This is a genomic window from Halomonas sp. HNIBRBA4712, assembly GCF_043558675.1.
Taxonomy (GTDB): domain Bacteria; phylum Pseudomonadota; class Gammaproteobacteria; order Pseudomonadales; family Halomonadaceae; genus Vreelandella.
In genome coordinates this window covers 522,991-538,402 of record NZ_JBIFXR010000001.1, presented here as the reverse complement: position 1 = coordinate 538,402, position 15,412 = coordinate 522,991, and the positions used below count along the sequence as shown (strand labels likewise).

The window sequence follows — 15,412 nt, the reverse complement described above, 5'->3', positions numbered from 1 at the left end:
CCTCCGGTTCCCTTCGAGCGCGGGCAATCTGCGCTGCATCAGCTAGCTCTTGCGGTCAACGCATGGTACCCCATGGCCTTTGAGATGCAAAAGCGCTGTCCCACACAATTTATCATTATCAACGGCACAAACAGCGGTGCCGGCAATGAGCCGGCACCAAAACGGTAAAGACCGTGTTTAACTTAACATAGCCTATCGGCTGGCGCCCGATATTCCTTTGACATCAAGGCAGAGCGCCGAATGAGCGTCAGCGGACCGCGCGATGCTCGATCAGATCGTCGACTACCGAGGGGTCGGCCAGGGTACTGGTATCGCCCAGGCCGTCGCACTCGTTGGCAGCGATCTTTCTGAGAATCCGGCGCATGATCTTGCCCGAACGGGTCTTGGGCAGCCCCGGCGCCCACTGGATCACATCCGGCGAGGCGATCGGACCGATATCCTTGCGTACCCACTGGGTCAGCTCTTTCTTGAGCTCATCACTGGGCTCGATGCCGTCATTGACGGTGACGTAGATGTAAATGCCCTGGCCCTTGATGTCGTGAGGGAAACCCACCACCGCGGCTTCGGCCACGGCGCTATGTGCCACCAGCGACGACTCGATCTCGGCGGTGCCCATACGGTGGCCGGAGACGTTCAATACGTCGTCGACCCGGCCGGTGATCCAGTAGTCGCCGTCCTCGTCGCGCCGGCAGCCGTCGCCGGTGAAGTACATGTTGTCGTAGGTCGAGAAGTAGGTTTGCACGAAGCGTTCGTGATCACCCCAGATCGAGCGCGCCTGCCCCGGCCAGCTGTCCAGAATCACCAGATTGCCCTCGGTGGCGCCGTCCAGAATATGGCCTTCGTTATCCACCAGCGCCGGCTGCACGCCGAAAAACGGCTTTGTCGCCGAGCCGGGCTTGAGCGCCGTTGCGCCGGGCAAGGGTGCGATCATGATGCCGCCGGTTTCGGTTTGCCACCAGGTGTCGACGATCGGGCACTGTTCGTTGCCGATCACGCGGTAGAACCACTCCCAGGCTTCCGGGTTGATCGGCTCGCCCACCGAGCCGAGAATGCGCAGCGACTCGCGCGAGCTCGACTCCATGACGCTGTCGCCGTGAGCCATCAACGCGCGCACCGCCGTCGGCGCGGTGTAGAGGATGTTGACCTTGTGCTTGTCGACGATCTCGCCGATGCGGCCGTGGCTTGGGTAGCTCGGCACGCCTTCGAACATCAGCGTGGTCGCGCCGTTGGCGAGCGGCCCGTAGATGATGTAGCTGTGCCCTGTGACCCAGCCGACGTCCGCGGTGCACCAGTAGACCTCGCCCTCCTGGTAGTCGAACACGTACTGGTGGGTCATGGCGGCGTAGGTGAGGTAGCCGCCGGTGGTGTGCTTGAGCCCCTTCGGCGCGCCGGTGGAGCCGGAGGTGTAGAGGATGAACAGCGGGTCTTCCGCGCCCATCGCCTCGGGCTCGCACTCGGTGGACTGCTGATCGACCAGATCGCTGAACCAGAGATCGCGGCCTTCCTTCCACTCGATGTCGCCGCCGGTGCGCTTGACCACCAGCACGTTCTTGCACACCTCGGTGCCGTCGCGGGTCAGCGCAGCGTCGACGTTCTCCTTGAGCGGTACCTGCTTGCCGCCGCGCACGGACTCGTCGGCGGTGATCACGAGTTTGGAGTCGGCGCCGATCACCCGCTGGGCCACCGCGTCCGGCGAGAAGCCGCCAAACACCACCGAGTGCACCGCGCCGATGCGCGCGCAGGCGAGCATCGCCATGGCGGCTTCGGGAATCATCGGCATGTAGAGCGTGACCGTATCGCCGCGCTGGATACCGAGCGACTTCAGCGCGTTGGCGAGCTGGTTGGTGCGCGCGTGTAGCTCGCGGTAGGTGATGTGTTTGGAATCCGCCGGGTCGTCGCCCTCCCAGATGATCGCGGTCTGGTCGCCGCGTTTTTCCAGGTGGCGGTCGAGGCAGTTGGCGGCGACGTTGAGCTGGCCATCCTCGAACCAGCGAATATCGACATTGTCACGGGCAAAGGACGTGCTCTTGATCGTGCTCGGCGTCTTGATCCACTCGAGCCGCTTGGCCTGCTCGGCCCAGAAGCCCTCGGGGTCGTCGATGGAGCGCTGATAAAGAGCCTCGTAAGTCTCCTTGTCGGCCCACGCGCTGGAAGCGATGTTATCGCGCACCGGATAGACGTTCTTATGCTCGCTCATGACACTGCCTCGATCCGTGAAAATGCAATTATTCGAAAATGCCACTGGCCGCCCAGCGGTGGGCCGGCTCTGGCCTGCTTGCCTCAGCATAAACCTACTTAAGGTGGCTTCCTCTTAGACATTGGTATTATCCAATTTATTATTAAAAACAGACGCTTAATGCACTACTCTGGTTCACCCTTGGCGATGAAACGAAGCACGCCCTGGCAGCGGCGACACAGATATCGCCGCCCACGCGCGGCCTGGGCATGGCGCTGGGCGGTAAAGTAGTGGCTCTGACAGTCGCAGCGGTAATGGTACGGGCGGCGCTGGCTTTGCGAAACATCGAAGCGGTGCGTTACCCGCGGGGCAAGGCCATAAAGCTCGCGCATCACGGTCTGCCACTCGCGCCCGTGGGGCTTGAGCCGCGGGCCGTTTTCCAGATGAAACACCAGCCAGTGGGCCATTTCGTGGGGAATGACCTCGTCGAAATAGGCCTGGCGGTTATCGAGCAGCAGCGCCTTATTGAAGCGCAGCCCGCCCCGGCCCAGATGCGCCTGGCCGGCGCTGGCGCCTTTCAGGTCGAACCACACCTTCGGGGCGGGCAGCGCCGGATGAACCTCGCGGGCCTGGGCGAGCGTTTCATCGATGCGCCGGCGCGCGGCGTCGATGAGCGCCGCTGGGGAAAGCGTGTCGAGAAGAGCTACGCTGGGCAGAGAGTCGCTTGGCAGAGACGTGTGGCTCATTGATGATAAACTGACCATGAAGTGACGCTTGCCAGTGTGAGCGTTCGCGCCGAATTTCTCAAAACGATCGAACGAGGCCTTCTATGGCAAAGCCGCCTTCCGGTGAGCGCAGTGACCACGCCGAGCAGATTCCGCCGGAGCCGCTCCTGAGCGACGATGAACTCGACCGGCTGGACGACTTTCTCGACTCCGAGCAGGTGGGCGAGGATGCGCTGGATCTGATCTCCGCTCACGGCTTTCTCGTGGCGCTGGCCGTGGCGCCGAGGGAACAGCCTGTTGGCGTCTGGCTCGAGGAGCTCTTTCAGGGCGAGCCGGACTACGCAAGCGACGCCGAGCGCGAGGAGATCACCGCGCTTTTAGCCAAATTGCGCGACAACGCCATGAGCGTGCTGGAGCAGGGCGGGCTTCCAGAGTTGCCCTTCGAGCTGACCCTGGACGGCATCGCGCCGGAAGAGACGCCGATCGGCGACTGGTGCGCCGGTTTCATGGAGGCGGTGTTCAGCGACGAAGCGGCCTGGTTTCAGGACGACGAGGAGGCCGCGGCCACCCTGCTGCTGCCCTTCATGCTGCTTTCGGGCCTTTTTGACGACGAGCCGGACATGGCCGAGCTTGCCAGGGATGCCGAGCGCCAGGAGGCGCTGGTGGCCCAGCTGCCGGAGCTCGTTCTCGATCTCTACCTGCACTACCGGGTGCCGCCGGAAACGCCGAAACCCAAGCCGCGCCCTAAAAGCCCCGCCAGGGCAAAAAACGCCGGTAAGCCCAAAAAGCGTTAACGCGCTATTTCAAGCGCGTGACCACCGCGTCGAGAAATCCGTACAGCCACTCGCGAACGCGTTGGGTCCAGGGGCGCGCCGCCCAGGCCCGGGCATCCACTTCGTGGCTTTCGGCGAAGTTACGCTCAAAAAGCGCCTGCACTTCGCCAGCCATCCCGGGTGATCGGATCTCCTGGTTCGCCTCCAGGTTGTAGTGCAGGTTCCAGTGATCGAAGTTGCACGAGCCAATACTCACCCAGTCGTCCACCAGCACGAACTTGGCGTGAATGAAGGTCGGCTGGAACTCGAAGATGCGCACCCCGGCCTTCAACAGCGCTTGGTAGAAGCGCTGGCCAGCGTAGCGCACGCCCGGGTGGTCGTGCTTGTGGCCGGGCAGCAATAGCCTCACGTCCACCCCGCGCCCGGCCGCCCGGGCCAGCTTTCGGCGCAGTGAGAAGGTCGGCACGAAGTACGGCGTGCAGAGCCAGAGCCGCGTTTGCGCGCCGCGCACCCGGCCATGCAGCGAGCGACGAATCGCCTGATAGCGGTAGCCGCGCGCCGGCATCACCCGCCCGGGCGCGCCGTCGTCAAAAAAGGGCGGCGCGCGGCGCGGGGCCAGCACCGGCCGCGGGCTCGATTTCGCGTGGTGGGTAAATCGCGAGCGCCAGAGCCGGCGAAAAAGCGCTTCCCAGTCCGCGACCGCCGGCCCCTGGACGCGCACGGCAATCTCGTACCAGGCCGCCAGGAACTCATCCACCGCGCCGAACCCGCCGGTGTACGCCACCTGGCCGTCGACCACCACGATCTTGCGGTGATCGCGGCTCAGATTGCGCGTCAGCGAGTGAAGCCCCAGCGGGTTGAAAAAGGCCAGCGCCACGCCGCCTTGCATCAGCCGCGCCTGGTCCTCACGGGAGAGCTTCATGGCGCCGAACCCGTCGAGCAACAGATACACCGCCACGCCGCGCGAACAGGCGTCCACCAGCGCCTGGCTCAGCCGGTCGGCAAGCGTACCGGACTCCATCAGGTAGAGCTCGACCAGAATGTAATGCTCGGCGCTCTCAAGCGCGGCGAGCATGTCCGGCAGAAACCGCGCCGCTTCCGGCAGCAGGGTAAAACGGTTCCCTTCGCGCCACATGGGCGACATGGCGCCTCCCTAGCCTGCCCGCTCGAGCGAGCGGTGCACGTAAAGATCGTAGCGGCTGGTCTTGCCCTCAATAGTATGATGGGGCCTGGGGCCGTCGATCGGCGGCGCCTTGCGCGGGCGCTTGACCACCACCCGGTGGGTGGCAACGTCCAGCGCCTGCTCGAGAAGCCTGGGCGCGTCATCGTCGCTGCCCGCCAGGCGCTGAAACAGGCGCATCTCCTTTTTCACCAGCGCCGACTTCTCGCGGTGCGGGAACATCGGGTCGAGATGCACCACCTGGGGTTCGATGCCCGCCTGCTCGACCAGCGCGCCCAGCGATTGGGCCGAGTCGCCAGACAGAATCGTCATACGCCGTATGATCGCGCTCACCTGCGCGTCCAGCCGCGCCCGGGAAAGGCCATCTTCGAGCAGCGCAGCAATCGCCGCGACCCGCTCGATCAACAGCACCCTCGCCCCCAGGCTTGCCAGCACGAAGGCGTCGCGCCCCAGGCCCGCGGTGGCGTCCACCACGCTTGGCGTAATACCGGCGCGCAAGCCGCAGGCCCTGGCCACCAGCTGGCCGCGCCCGCCGCCGAACTGGCGCCGGTGCCCCGCCTTGCCACCGAGGAAATCGACGACAAGCGGGCTGCCAAACTCGCTTGGGTCGCCGCAAAGCGCAAGCCGGCCGTCGCGGCGCTCAAGGGTCAGGCCTTCGGGGAGCTCGGGCGCCTCATGCTGACTCATGCGGGCTTTTTCCAGGCCACGTCGTTGCGCAGATAGACCGGCTGCACTTCGATGGGCGCCTTGCCGCCGCCGTTTTGCAGCGCGCGCAGGCCGATCCAGGCCATCTCCTCGGCGCGGGGCTCAAGATCATCCAGATGCTGGGTCATGCTCGCCTTCAGCAGGTCGTCGAACTGCTCCCAGAGCGTGAAGCCGCTGCCAACGCCAACCCAGTCGGGCTCGAAAGCGGGCAGCGTGACGTGCTGTGGCGCCACCACGACTTCGCTATCGAGGCGCTTTGCCACGTCGTCCTGGCAGTGCCAAACGGCGGTGTAGACCTCGCCCATGCGTGCATCCAGCGCGGTGACGATATGGCGAAAGTGGTAGCGCCGGTGCGCCTGAAGCGCCAGCGCCTCCAGCGTCGACACCCCGACCAGCGGGCAGTCGAGCCCGAAGGCCAGGCCCTGGGCGGCGCCGGCGGCGATCCGCAGCCCGGTGAACGAGCCCGGCCCCTGGCCGTAGGCAACGCCGTCGAGGGCTTGCGGCGTGATGCCGGCCTCCGTCAGCACCTCGTCGACCATCGGCATTAGCCGCTGGGTATGCGCGCGCGGGGTATGCTCGAAGCGCGCCAGGCACTCGCGGTGCTCGCCCTCGGCGCGAATCAGCGCCGCTGAACAGGCGCTCGAGGAGGCGTCCAGGGCAAGAAGGTATGACGACATGGCGACTGGGTACTCCAAACGACAAAAAGGCGCGGACGCGTGGCGCCCGGCCCTGGCATGACACGAAAAAAGAGGCGCCGGCGGCCAGCGCCGACGCGTTGTGAGGGTTAGCTTAGCGCGTCTTTTACCTGCCGAGTAATGTCGGTAACGCTTCCGACCCCTTCCACCCGGTGATACTGCGGCGCCGACGCCGGCTCGGCCTGAGTCCACTGCTGGTAGTAGTCGACCAGCGGCGCGGTCTGGTCATGGTAAACCGCCAGGCGCTTGCGTACGGTGGACTCCTGATCGTCTTCACGCTGGATCAGGGTCTCGCCGGTGACGTCGTCCTTACCCGGCTCTTTCGGCGGGTTGTGGTCGATGTGGTAGACGCGCCCGGAGCTCGGGTGCACGCGGCGACCGGCCATGCGGTTGACGATCTCCTCGTCCGGCACGGCGATTTCGAGCACGTGGTCGATCTTAACGCCGCCCTCTTTCATGGCGTCGGCCTGGGGAATGGTGCGCGGAAAGCCGTCGAAGAGAAAGCCGTTTTCGCAGTCGGGCTGGCTGATGCGCTCCTTCACCAGGTCGATGATGATGTCATCGGAGACCAGGCCCCCGGTGTTCATGATCTCCTGGACCTTCAGGCCAAGCTCGGTGCCATCCTTGATCGCGGTGCGCAGCATGTCGCCGGTCGAGATCTGCGGAATCTTGAACCGCTCACAGATAAACCGGGCTTGGGTTCCCTTGCCAGCCCCCGGGGCACCCAACAGAATCAAACGCATGGCACAGCTCCTCGAGTCGTCAAACGTGCAAATTGAAAAAAACAGTCAAAGGGTAAAGATAGTAGCAGGACAATAACCAGGGCATCCGGGCGGCACAACACTCCAAAGGGCGCATGGCCGCGCTTTTTTTGCACTGCCCGGTGATGGGCCTTTCCGTCAACGGCGGAAAAACGCAAGCGGCGCCCATGAAAATGGGCGCCGCAGGCCATCCGTCACTGCAGGATTAGAGCAGCAGACGACGGATATCGGTCAGCACGTCGGCAAGGAACGCAGTAAAACGCGCCGCATCCGCTCCGTTGATCGCGCGGTGATCGTAGGAGAGCGACAGCGGCATCATCAGTCGCGGCTGGAAGGCGGCGCCGTCCCAGACCGGCTTCATCTGCGACTTAGATACCCCCAGAATTGCCACTTCCGGCGCGTTGACGATCGGCGTAAACGCCGTGCCACCGATCGAGCCGAGACTCGAAATGGTGAAGCAGCCGCCGGTCATCTCGTCGCGCTTGAGCTTCTTGCTCTGGGCTTTCTTGCCAAGCTCCGCCATCTCTTTGGCGATCTCGATCAAGGACTTCTTATCGGCATCGCGCAGTACCGGCACCATCAAGCCGTCCGGCGTATCCACGGCGATGCCGATATGGACGTACTTCTTCCACACCAGGGTCTCGCCGTCACCTTTCAAGCTGACGTTGAACTGCGGGAACTTCCTGAGCGCGAAGGCACACGCCTTGACCAGAAACGGCAGCGGCGTGAGCTTGGCGCCCTGGGCTTCGGCCTCGGCCTTCATCGACTTTCTGAAGTTCTCGAGCTCGGTGATGTCGGCTTCGTCGAACTGGGTCACGTGGGGCACGTTGAGCCAGCTTCTGTGCAGATTGGTCGCGCCCATTTTCAAAAGGCGGCCCATCGGCTTCTCTTCGACTTCGCCGAACTGGCTGAAGTCGACCTCCGGCACCGCCGGAATGCCCGCACCGCCGCTGGCCGCCGGGGCGCTGGCCTGGCTAGACGCGCTGCCTTTTTGCGAAAGCGCCTGCTTGACGTAGGCCTGCACGTCCTCTTTCAGGATGCGCTCTTTCGGGCCGCTGGGCGTGACTTGCTCGAGATCGACACCGAACTCGCGGGCGAGCATGCGCACCGCGGGGCCGGCGTGCACCAGTTTGCCTTCGCGCGGCTTCTGCGCGGCATTGGCCGCTTCCGGACTCGGCGAGCCGCCGCTTGCGCGCTGCTTGCTTTCAGCCTTGTCGTCCGACGACGTCTGCTTCGCGTCGCTCTTCTTCTCGGAGGCCTTGCTTTCGGCCTTTTTGCTATCGGCCTTTTTGCTCTCGGATTTCTTGCTTTCGGACTTGCTGGAGGACTTCTTGCCACCGCCGGCGGTTTCGATGAACGCGATGACGTCGCCTTCGGAAACGGTATCGCCTTCCTTGACGGTGATCTCGACCAGCTTGCCCTTGAAGGGGCTGGGCACGTCCATCGAGGCCTTATCGGATTCGAGGGTGATCAGCGCATCTTCCTCGTTGATCTCGTCGCCGACGCTGGCGGCGATCTCGATGATCGGCACGTCAGAGGCGCCGGAGAGATCGGGCACGCGCACTTCCTTACGCTCGGCGCCGCCTTCGTCCTCATCGCCTTCATCATCTTCGTCGTCGCCGTCATCCGACTCGGCGGCGTCGCTGTTATCGTCGGCGCTCTCTTCAGGCTCGGAGGCGTCGTCGCTTTCGCTCTCGTCGCCGCCTTCGCCTTCGATTTCGATCTGGCCGATCACGTCGCCTTCGGAGACGGTGTCGCCCTCCTTGACGGTGAACTCGACGATCTTGCCGCCGTGCGGGCTCGGCACGTCCATCGACGCCTTGTCGGACTCCAGCGTGATCAGAGCGTCTTCGGCTTCGACCGTATCGCCTTCGCTGACCGCGACTTCGATGATCTCGACGTTCTCGGAGCCGCCGAGATCCGGCACCACGATATCCACGGTCCGCTTGCCGCCGGAGGAGTTCGCGGCCTTCTCTTTCGGCTTGTCGTCGGACGCTTTCTTGTCAGACGAGCTTTCCTTGTCAGACGATTTTTCGGAGGTGCCGCTCTCGGAGTTGCCGCTGTCGGAGGTGCCGCTATCGGAGGTGCCGCTATCGGACTCTTCGGCCTGCTCGTCGTCGCCGTCATCGTCGCCTTCGACTTCAAGCTCCACGATGTCGTCGCCTTCGGAGACCTTGTCGCCCTCCTTGACCAGCACCTTGACCACCTTGCCGCCTTTGGGCGAAGGCACGTCCATGCTGGCCTTATCGGATTCCAGCGTGATCAGGGCGTCTTCCGCTTCGATGACGTCGCCTTCCGACACCGCAATCTCGATGATTTCGACATCGGTATCGCCACCGATATCGGGAACTTTGATGATTTCGCTACTCAAGGTCGCGCTCCTTCCAAATCGGATCGAGCCGGCGGGCACGCCCGCCGGGCTGCGGTTTAGCTGATCAGCGGGTTGGGCTTGCTGGTATCGATTCCGTACTTCGCGATCGCCTCACCCACCAGCTTGCGTTCGATATCGCCACGCTCGGCCAGCGCCCGCAGAGCGGCGACCACGACGAAGTGGCGATCCACCTCGAAGAAGTAGCGCAGCTTCTCGCGGGTATCCGAGCGGCCGAAACCGTCGGTGCCCAGCACCGTGTACTCGGCGGGCACCCAGGCACGCACCTGGTCGGCGTAGAGCTTCATGTAGTCCGTCGAGGCGATGACCGGGCCGTCGCGCCCTTCCAGGCACTTGGTGACGTGGGGCTTCTGGGCCTCTGCGTCCGGGTTCAGGAAGGCTTCGCGGTCGAGCGTCAGCGCTTCGCGGCGCAGCTCGTTGAAGCTGGTGACACTCCAGATGTCGGCGCCCACGTGCCAATCCTCGGCCAGAAGCTCCGCGGCGGCCTCGACTTCGCGCAGGATGGTGCCGGAGCCCAGCAGCTGAACGCGGCCCTTGTCGCCTTTCGTTTCGCGCAGCAGATACATGCCCTTGACGATGTCGTCGGCGGGCACGTCCTCGAGCTCGGGATGCTCGTAGTTCTCGTTCATCACGGTCAGGTAGTAGAAGCAGTTCTCCTTGTCGGTGAACATGCGCTTCAGGCCATCCTGAACGATGACGGCGATCTCGTGGCCGTAGGTCGGGTCGTAGCTTCTGCAGTTGGGAATGGTCGAGGCCTGAATCAGGCTGTGGCCATCCTGGTGCTGCAGACCTTCACCGTTGATGGTGGTGCGCCCGGCGGTGCCGCCGACCATGAAGCCGCGCGCCTGAAGATCCCCCGCCGCCCAGGCCAGGTCACCAATGCGCTGGAAGCCGAACATCGAGTAGTAGATGTAGAACGGCAACAGCGTGACGTGGTTGTTGCTGTAGGAGGTCGCGGCCGCCATCCAGGCCGACATCGCGCCCGCCTCGGTGATGCCCTCCTCGAGAACCTGGCCTTTCTGGTCCTCGCGGTAATACATGATCTGGCCTTTATCCACCGGCTCGTACTTCTGACCGGCGGCGGAGTAGATACCGAGCTGGCGGAACATGCCCTCCATGCCGAAGGTGCGCGCCTCGTCCGGGATGATCGGCACGACGTACTTGCCGAGCTTCTTGTCCTTGACCAGGCCGTTCAACACGCGCACGAAGGACATGGTGGTGGAGACTTCACGCCCCTTTGAGCCACCTAGCTGCGAAGCGAAGGTCTTGTCCTCGAGGCTCGGAATCTCGACCGCCTCGAAGTCACTTTGACGCGCCGGCAGGTAGCCGTTGAGCCGCTCGCGCTGCAGGTGCATGTAGCGAAGTTCCGGCGAATCTTCCTCCGGCTTGTAGTACGGCACTTCCTTCAACTGCTCGTCGGAAAGCGGAATACCGAAGCGGTCGCGGAATTTCTTCAGCGCATCAAGCTCCATGCTCTTGACCTGGTGAGCTTCGTTGGCCGCTTCGCCGTCGCCGCTACCCATGCCGTAGCCCTTGACGGTGTGCGCCAGAATGACCGTGGGCTTACCGTTTTGGGTATTCACCGCTTCGTGGTAGGCCGAGTAGACCTTGAACGGGTCGTGGCCGCCGCGGTTGAGCTTCCAGATATCCTCGTCGGAGAGGTCCTTGACCATCTCCTCGGTTTCCGGGTACTTGCCGAAGAAGTGCTCGCGAGTGTAAGCGCCGCCGTTGGCCTTGTAGTTCTGGTACTCGCCATCGACCGCTTCGTCCATGCGCTTTTGCAGGAAACCCTTCTTGTCCTTCTCGAACAGCGAGTCCCAGTGGCGACCCCAGACGACCTTGATCACGTTCCACTCGGCGCCGCGGAACACGCCCTCGAGCTCGTCCATCACGCGGGAGTTGCCGCGCACGGGGCCGTCGAGGCGCTGCAGGTTGCAGTTGATGACGAAGATCAGGTTGTCGAGGTTTTCACGGCCGGCCAGCGAAATCGCGCCCAGAGATTCCGGCTCGTCGCACTCGCCGTCGCCCATGAAGCACCAGATCTTGCGGTCGTACATGTTCTTGAGCTCGCGATGATGCAGGTACTTCATCACGTGCGCCTGGTAGATCGCCTGGATTGGGCCAAGGCCCATGGAGACCGTCGGGAACTGCCAGTACTCCGGCATCAGCCAAGGGTGCGGGTAGGAGGAGAGACCGTCGCCGTCGACTTCCTGACGGAACTTGTCCATCTGCTCTTCGGAAAGACGCCCTTCAAGATACGAGCGCGCGTAGATGCCCGGTGCCACGTGGCCCTGGATATAGACCAGGTCGCCGGCGAAGTCGTCCTTCGGCGCGCGGAAGAAGTGGTTGAAGCCCACGTCATAGAGTGTGGCCGACGACATGAAGCTGGCGATATGGCCGCCCAGCCCCGGGTTCGCCCGGTTGTTGCGAATCACCTGAGCGATGGCGTTGTAGCGAATCAGAGAGCGGATCTTGCGCTCCATGAACAGATCGCCTGGCATCTGCGCTTCGCGGTGAACCGGAATCGTATTACGGTGCGGGGTTGTCACCGAGAAGGGCACCTTCATACCGTCCCGACGCATACGATCCGCCAGGCGGGTCATCAGGTAGCGGGCGCGATCTTCGCCCTCACGATCCAGTACCGATTCCAGGGATTCAAGCCACTCCGTGGTTTCGACCGGATCGAGATCTTCTCTTGTCTCCAGACTCATAGAGGTCTCTCCGAATGACGATAAATGACAAAACGCCCGCGACCCTTGTGGGGATGGGGCGGCTGCGACGCTTGGCCGCCAAGTCCGGTATCAAGCCGAGCTTGCGTGTCTCAATTTTTCTTGCTCTACATTCAAAGCACTGCCGCTTACTCGAAACGCGTTGACATGTAGGTGGGCTACACAGGGGCTGTCAGGGTTAGCCTTTTGTATAGAGAAGATACCGCAAAGTCGCTATTCTGCCAATTCCAGCGCAATGGAAATTCTATCCAAAACAGCATATTGCACCGCAACAAAGGCCTTTCTGAAAACCTTTTCCACTGCTAATTCAACCGGTTCTGTAGTCAAACTACCGTTTTATTGTCAACGTTTAGAGTCACTTTGGTGAAGCGGTGGCTTTTCGCTTGTTTGCCCGTTTTCAGAGGCCCTTGCCAGCTGCTGGCGGTAGTAGTGCCAGTCGAAACAGGGGCCGGGGTCCTCCTTGCGAAGCGGTGCCACGTGGGCGTGACTGGTGATACGCGAGGCGTCGAGTTCGGGATAGCGCTCGAGCAGCCAGCGCGTAAGCGCTACCAAACGCCGGTACTGGGCGCCGGTGAACGGCGTCAGGCCGTCGCCTTCGAGCTCGATACCCACGGAGCAGTCATTGAGCGCTTCGCGCTGCCTGTCAAGGCGTGGGTCGAACCAGCGCGAGCGCCCGGCGTGCCAGGCGCGCCGGTCGGTATCGACGAACTGGACGCACTCGCCGTCACGGCGAATCAGAAAGTGCGCCGACACCCGAAGCCGGTGGATGGTGGCAAAAAACGGGTGGGCGTCAGGGTCAAGCCGGTTGGTAAACAGCGCCTCGATGGCCGGGCCGCCGAACTCGCCGGGCGGCAGGCTGATGGCGTGAATCAGCAAGAGCGACACCTCGCCTTGCTCGCGCGCGTCACAGTTGGGGGAAGGGCATTGGCGCGCCGGGCGCCACACGCCCCTGGCCGTTGATTGATTCATCGCAGCACTCTCCTCAGGACTCTCTTGTAGGCGGAGGGGTTAAATTCACTATACTGCGGCTTACCCTTTACGATCCGGAGCCCTGCCATCATGGTCGATCAGAACGCGCTTGCCCAAGAGATCCGCGAAAGCGCCGCCCGCTGGCTTGCCGAAGACGTGGGCAGCGGCGATGTCACCGCCGGGCTGATTCCCGAGCGTCAGTGGGCCACCGCCCGCGTCAGCACGCATCAGAGCGCGGTGCTGTGCGGCGTAGCCTGGGTCGAGGCGCTGTTTCACCAGCTCGATCCGCGCGTCACGCTGCGCTGGGAAGCCGCCGACGGCGACCCGATCACCCCGGAGCACCCGTTTCTGGAGCTCGAAGGCCCGGCGCGCAGCCTCTTCTCCGGCGAGCGCGCGGCACTCAATCTGCTGCGGACGCTGAGCGCCACCGCCACCACCACCCGCGCCTACGTCGATCAGCTTCAGGGTACCCACACTCGGCTGTTCGCGACCAGCGAAACGCTGCCGGGGCTGAGAGCCGCTCAGCACTACGCGGTTACCTGCGGCGGCGGACACTGCCATCGCCTTGGGCTTTGGGACGCGTTCGTGATCAAGGCGCCTCACATCGGCGCCTGTGGCGGCGTCAAGGCCGCCATCGGCGCGGCGCGCAGAATCGCGCCGGCGCTTAGCGTCGCCATCGAGGTCGCCACCTTCGAGCAGCTCGACCAGGCGCTGGCCGCCGGTGCGGACACCATCATGCTCAGAAACTTCGAGCTCGAGGATCTGCACGTGGCGGTCGAGATCAACGGCGGCCGAGCGCTGCTCGAGGCGGTGGGAAGCGTCGAGCCCAGCGCCCTCAGGGCGATCGCCGACACCGGCGTCGACGCCATTTCGCTTGGCGCGTTGACCCGCGATGTCACCGCCATCACGCTCGCCCTGCGCGTCGTTCAAACCTTCGACGTCAGCCCTTGATGGCGGCTCAGGTTTCGATGGCCTGCAGCGGCTTGCTCATGCGATAGCGCTTGAGCCACTCGCCGCCGCGCTCGACCCACTGCTCGCCGTGATTCTCGAAACCGCGACGCTCCAGGCGCTCGAACAGCACCAGGCTTGCTTCGATCTCGACCCGGCCGTGGCCCTGCTCGAGCAGCAGCCGCTCGGCGTGGATCAAAAGCGTGCTGCCGATGCCGCGCCCGGCAAGCGAGGGCCAGACGTAAAGCGTCACGATGCGCGCGTGTTGGGTATCGAGTTCGAGAAACCCGACGCAGCGCCCGTCGCATACCGCGACGAGCGTGGTGTAGAGCGCCTGGCGTGCCGCCCAAGCGCTGGCGTCTCGCGGCAGCGCCGCCGCCCAGGCCTCGCGCTCGGCGAGCCCGTAGTGGGTCGCCGCGCCCTGCATGACCGCGTGATAGAACACCTCGGCCTGGTCTCCCGCATCGCGCCCCAGCGCCTGGCGGTAGGTGATGCGGGCGCCAGCGGGCTTCGTTTGAACAGACGGTGATGGGGTCGACATGAGCGATCTCCGGCGTGGCCCTCGTGGGCGGGGCGCGAGCTGTTTTATACTCACGCTTTTCATTCAGGCGCCCATCTCAGCACAAGGCCACCCAATGCACAACGCCCCGTCCTTTTCGCTTGCGACCCTTGGCGTGATCGAAAGCGACTACCCGGACAAGTTCGGTATCCCCCGCCAGCCGGGGCTGGCCCCGGCAGCGCGCGCCACGCTCACGCTTTTGCCCCCCTACGACGATCCGCTGGCGGTGCGTGGGCTCGACGCCTTCAGCCACCTCTGGCTGAGCTTCATCTTTCACCAAAGCCCCGAGCGCTGGACACCGCTGGTGCGCCCCCCAAGGCTTGGCGGCAACCAGAAAGTCGGGGTATTCGCCAGCCGCAGCACCCACCGGCCCAACCGGCTGGGGCTGTCGTTGGTCGAACTCACCCGCATCGAGCTCGAAGGCGGCGTGCGCCTGGTGCTCACGGGGTGCGATCTGGTCAGCGGTACGCCGATCGTCGATATCAAGCCCTACCTGCCCTGGGTGGAGGCGCACCCGGAGGCCCGCGCCGGCTTCGCTCCGGCGCCGCCCGCGCTCAAGGCCGTGGCGTTCGCTCCCGCCGCGCGCGTCGCGCTCGACGCGCGCGCGGACCATGCGTCACTGTACGCGCTGATCAAGCAGGTGATTGGCCAAGACCCGCGCCCGGCCTACCACGCCGACACGGCCCGAATTTACGGCGTGCGCCTTCGCGACGTGGACGTCAAGTTTCGCGGCCGTGAAAACGATGCCACCACCCTGGAGGTGGTGGCCATCGAATCACTAGAGAAGACGCGCTAGCTCGCGC

General features: G+C 64.0%; 13 protein-coding genes. 3 read left to right on the top strand and 10 right to left on the bottom strand.

All coding sequences use genetic code 11. From position 1 onward, the window contains the following. Positions 1 to 247 precede the first annotated feature (247 nt). Positions 248 to 2,197, bottom strand: a complete 1,950-nt coding sequence (gene acs, locus ACGK9R_RS02535; protein ID WP_394577993.1) for an acetate--CoA ligase — start codon at positions 2,195 to 2,197, stop codon at positions 248 to 250. A gap of 164 nt (positions 2,198 to 2,361) precedes the next feature. Beyond that, positions 2,362 to 2,922, bottom strand: a complete 561-nt coding sequence (locus ACGK9R_RS02530) for a SprT-like domain-containing protein (protein ID WP_394577992.1) — start codon at positions 2,920 to 2,922, stop codon at positions 2,362 to 2,364. Between the two features lie 83 nt (positions 2,923 to 3,005). On the opposite strand from ACGK9R_RS02530, the gene ACGK9R_RS02525 reads away from it, so the two are divergent. Next, positions 3,006 to 3,695, top strand: a complete 690-nt coding sequence (locus tag ACGK9R_RS02525) for a YecA family protein (RefSeq protein WP_394577991.1) — start codon at positions 3,006 to 3,008, stop codon at positions 3,693 to 3,695. Positions 3,696 to 3,699: 4 nt separating this feature from the next. On the opposite strand, the gene ACGK9R_RS02520 is transcribed toward ACGK9R_RS02525, so the two are convergent. From ACGK9R_RS02520 to ampD, 7 genes are all read right to left on the bottom strand, one after another. Further along, the gene (locus ACGK9R_RS02520; protein WP_394577990.1) at positions 3,700 to 4,818 is read right to left on the bottom strand and encodes a phosphatidylserine/phosphatidylglycerophosphate/cardiolipin synthase family protein; all 1,119 of its coding nucleotides are present in this window, start codon (positions 4,816 to 4,818) and stop codon (positions 3,700 to 3,702) included. A 9-nt stretch (positions 4,819 to 4,827) separates the two neighbouring features. Further along, positions 4,828 to 5,541: a class I SAM-dependent methyltransferase gene (locus tag ACGK9R_RS02515; RefSeq protein WP_394577989.1), complete on the bottom strand. Its 714-nt coding sequence runs from the start codon at positions 5,539 to 5,541 to the stop codon at positions 4,828 to 4,830. Continuing rightward, entirely contained in the window at positions 5,538 to 6,236 is a 699-nt protein-coding gene (gene tsaB, locus ACGK9R_RS02510; RefSeq protein WP_394577988.1) for a tRNA (adenosine(37)-N6)-threonylcarbamoyltransferase complex dimerization subunit type 1 TsaB, read from the bottom strand. The genes ACGK9R_RS02515 and tsaB overlap by 4 nt, the downstream gene beginning before the upstream one ends. A gap of 107 nt (positions 6,237 to 6,343) precedes the next feature. Beyond that, positions 6,344 to 6,997 (bottom strand): adenylate kinase, encoded by a 654-nt coding sequence (gene adk, locus ACGK9R_RS02505; RefSeq protein ID WP_394577987.1) that lies wholly within the window; start codon positions 6,995 to 6,997, stop codon positions 6,344 to 6,346. A gap of 223 nt (positions 6,998 to 7,220) precedes the next feature. Beyond that, positions 7,221 to 9,386 (bottom strand): pyruvate dehydrogenase complex dihydrolipoyllysine-residue acetyltransferase, encoded by a 2,166-nt coding sequence (aceF, locus tag ACGK9R_RS02500; protein ID WP_394577986.1) that lies wholly within the window; start codon positions 9,384 to 9,386, stop codon positions 7,221 to 7,223. 56 nt (positions 9,387 to 9,442) lie between these two features. Further along, complete coding sequence (aceE, locus tag ACGK9R_RS02495) at positions 9,443 to 12,115, bottom strand: pyruvate dehydrogenase (acetyl-transferring), homodimeric type (RefSeq protein ID WP_394577985.1); 2,673 nt, start codon at positions 12,113 to 12,115, stop codon at positions 9,443 to 9,445. Positions 12,116 to 12,475: 360 nt separating this feature from the next. Further along, on the bottom strand, positions 12,476 to 13,102 hold the full coding sequence (gene ampD / locus ACGK9R_RS02490; protein WP_394577984.1) for a 1,6-anhydro-N-acetylmuramyl-L-alanine amidase AmpD: 627 nt from the start codon (positions 13,100 to 13,102) through the stop codon (positions 12,476 to 12,478). Positions 13,103 to 13,192: 90 nt separating this feature from the next. On the opposite strand from ampD, the gene nadC reads away from it, so the two are divergent. Next, a complete protein-coding gene (nadC, locus tag ACGK9R_RS02485) occupies positions 13,193 to 14,053 on the top strand; it encodes a carboxylating nicotinate-nucleotide diphosphorylase (RefSeq protein ID WP_394577983.1) in 861 nt (286 codons plus the stop codon). 7 nt (positions 14,054 to 14,060) lie between these two features. Here nadC and ACGK9R_RS02480 read toward each other — a convergent pair whose 3' ends face one another. Then, positions 14,061 to 14,591: a GNAT family N-acetyltransferase gene (locus tag ACGK9R_RS02480; protein ID WP_394577982.1), complete on the bottom strand. Its 531-nt coding sequence runs from the start codon at positions 14,589 to 14,591 to the stop codon at positions 14,061 to 14,063. 94 nt (positions 14,592 to 14,685) lie between these two features. Between ACGK9R_RS02480 and tsaA the strand changes: the two genes are divergently transcribed. Further along, positions 14,686 to 15,405 carry a tRNA (N6-threonylcarbamoyladenosine(37)-N6)-methyltransferase TrmO gene (gene tsaA, locus ACGK9R_RS02475; RefSeq protein WP_394577981.1) on the top strand — a complete coding sequence of 240 codons (720 nt, stop codon included), beginning with the start codon at positions 14,686 to 14,688 and terminating at the stop codon, positions 15,403 to 15,405. Positions 15,406 to 15,412 lie beyond the last annotated feature (7 nt).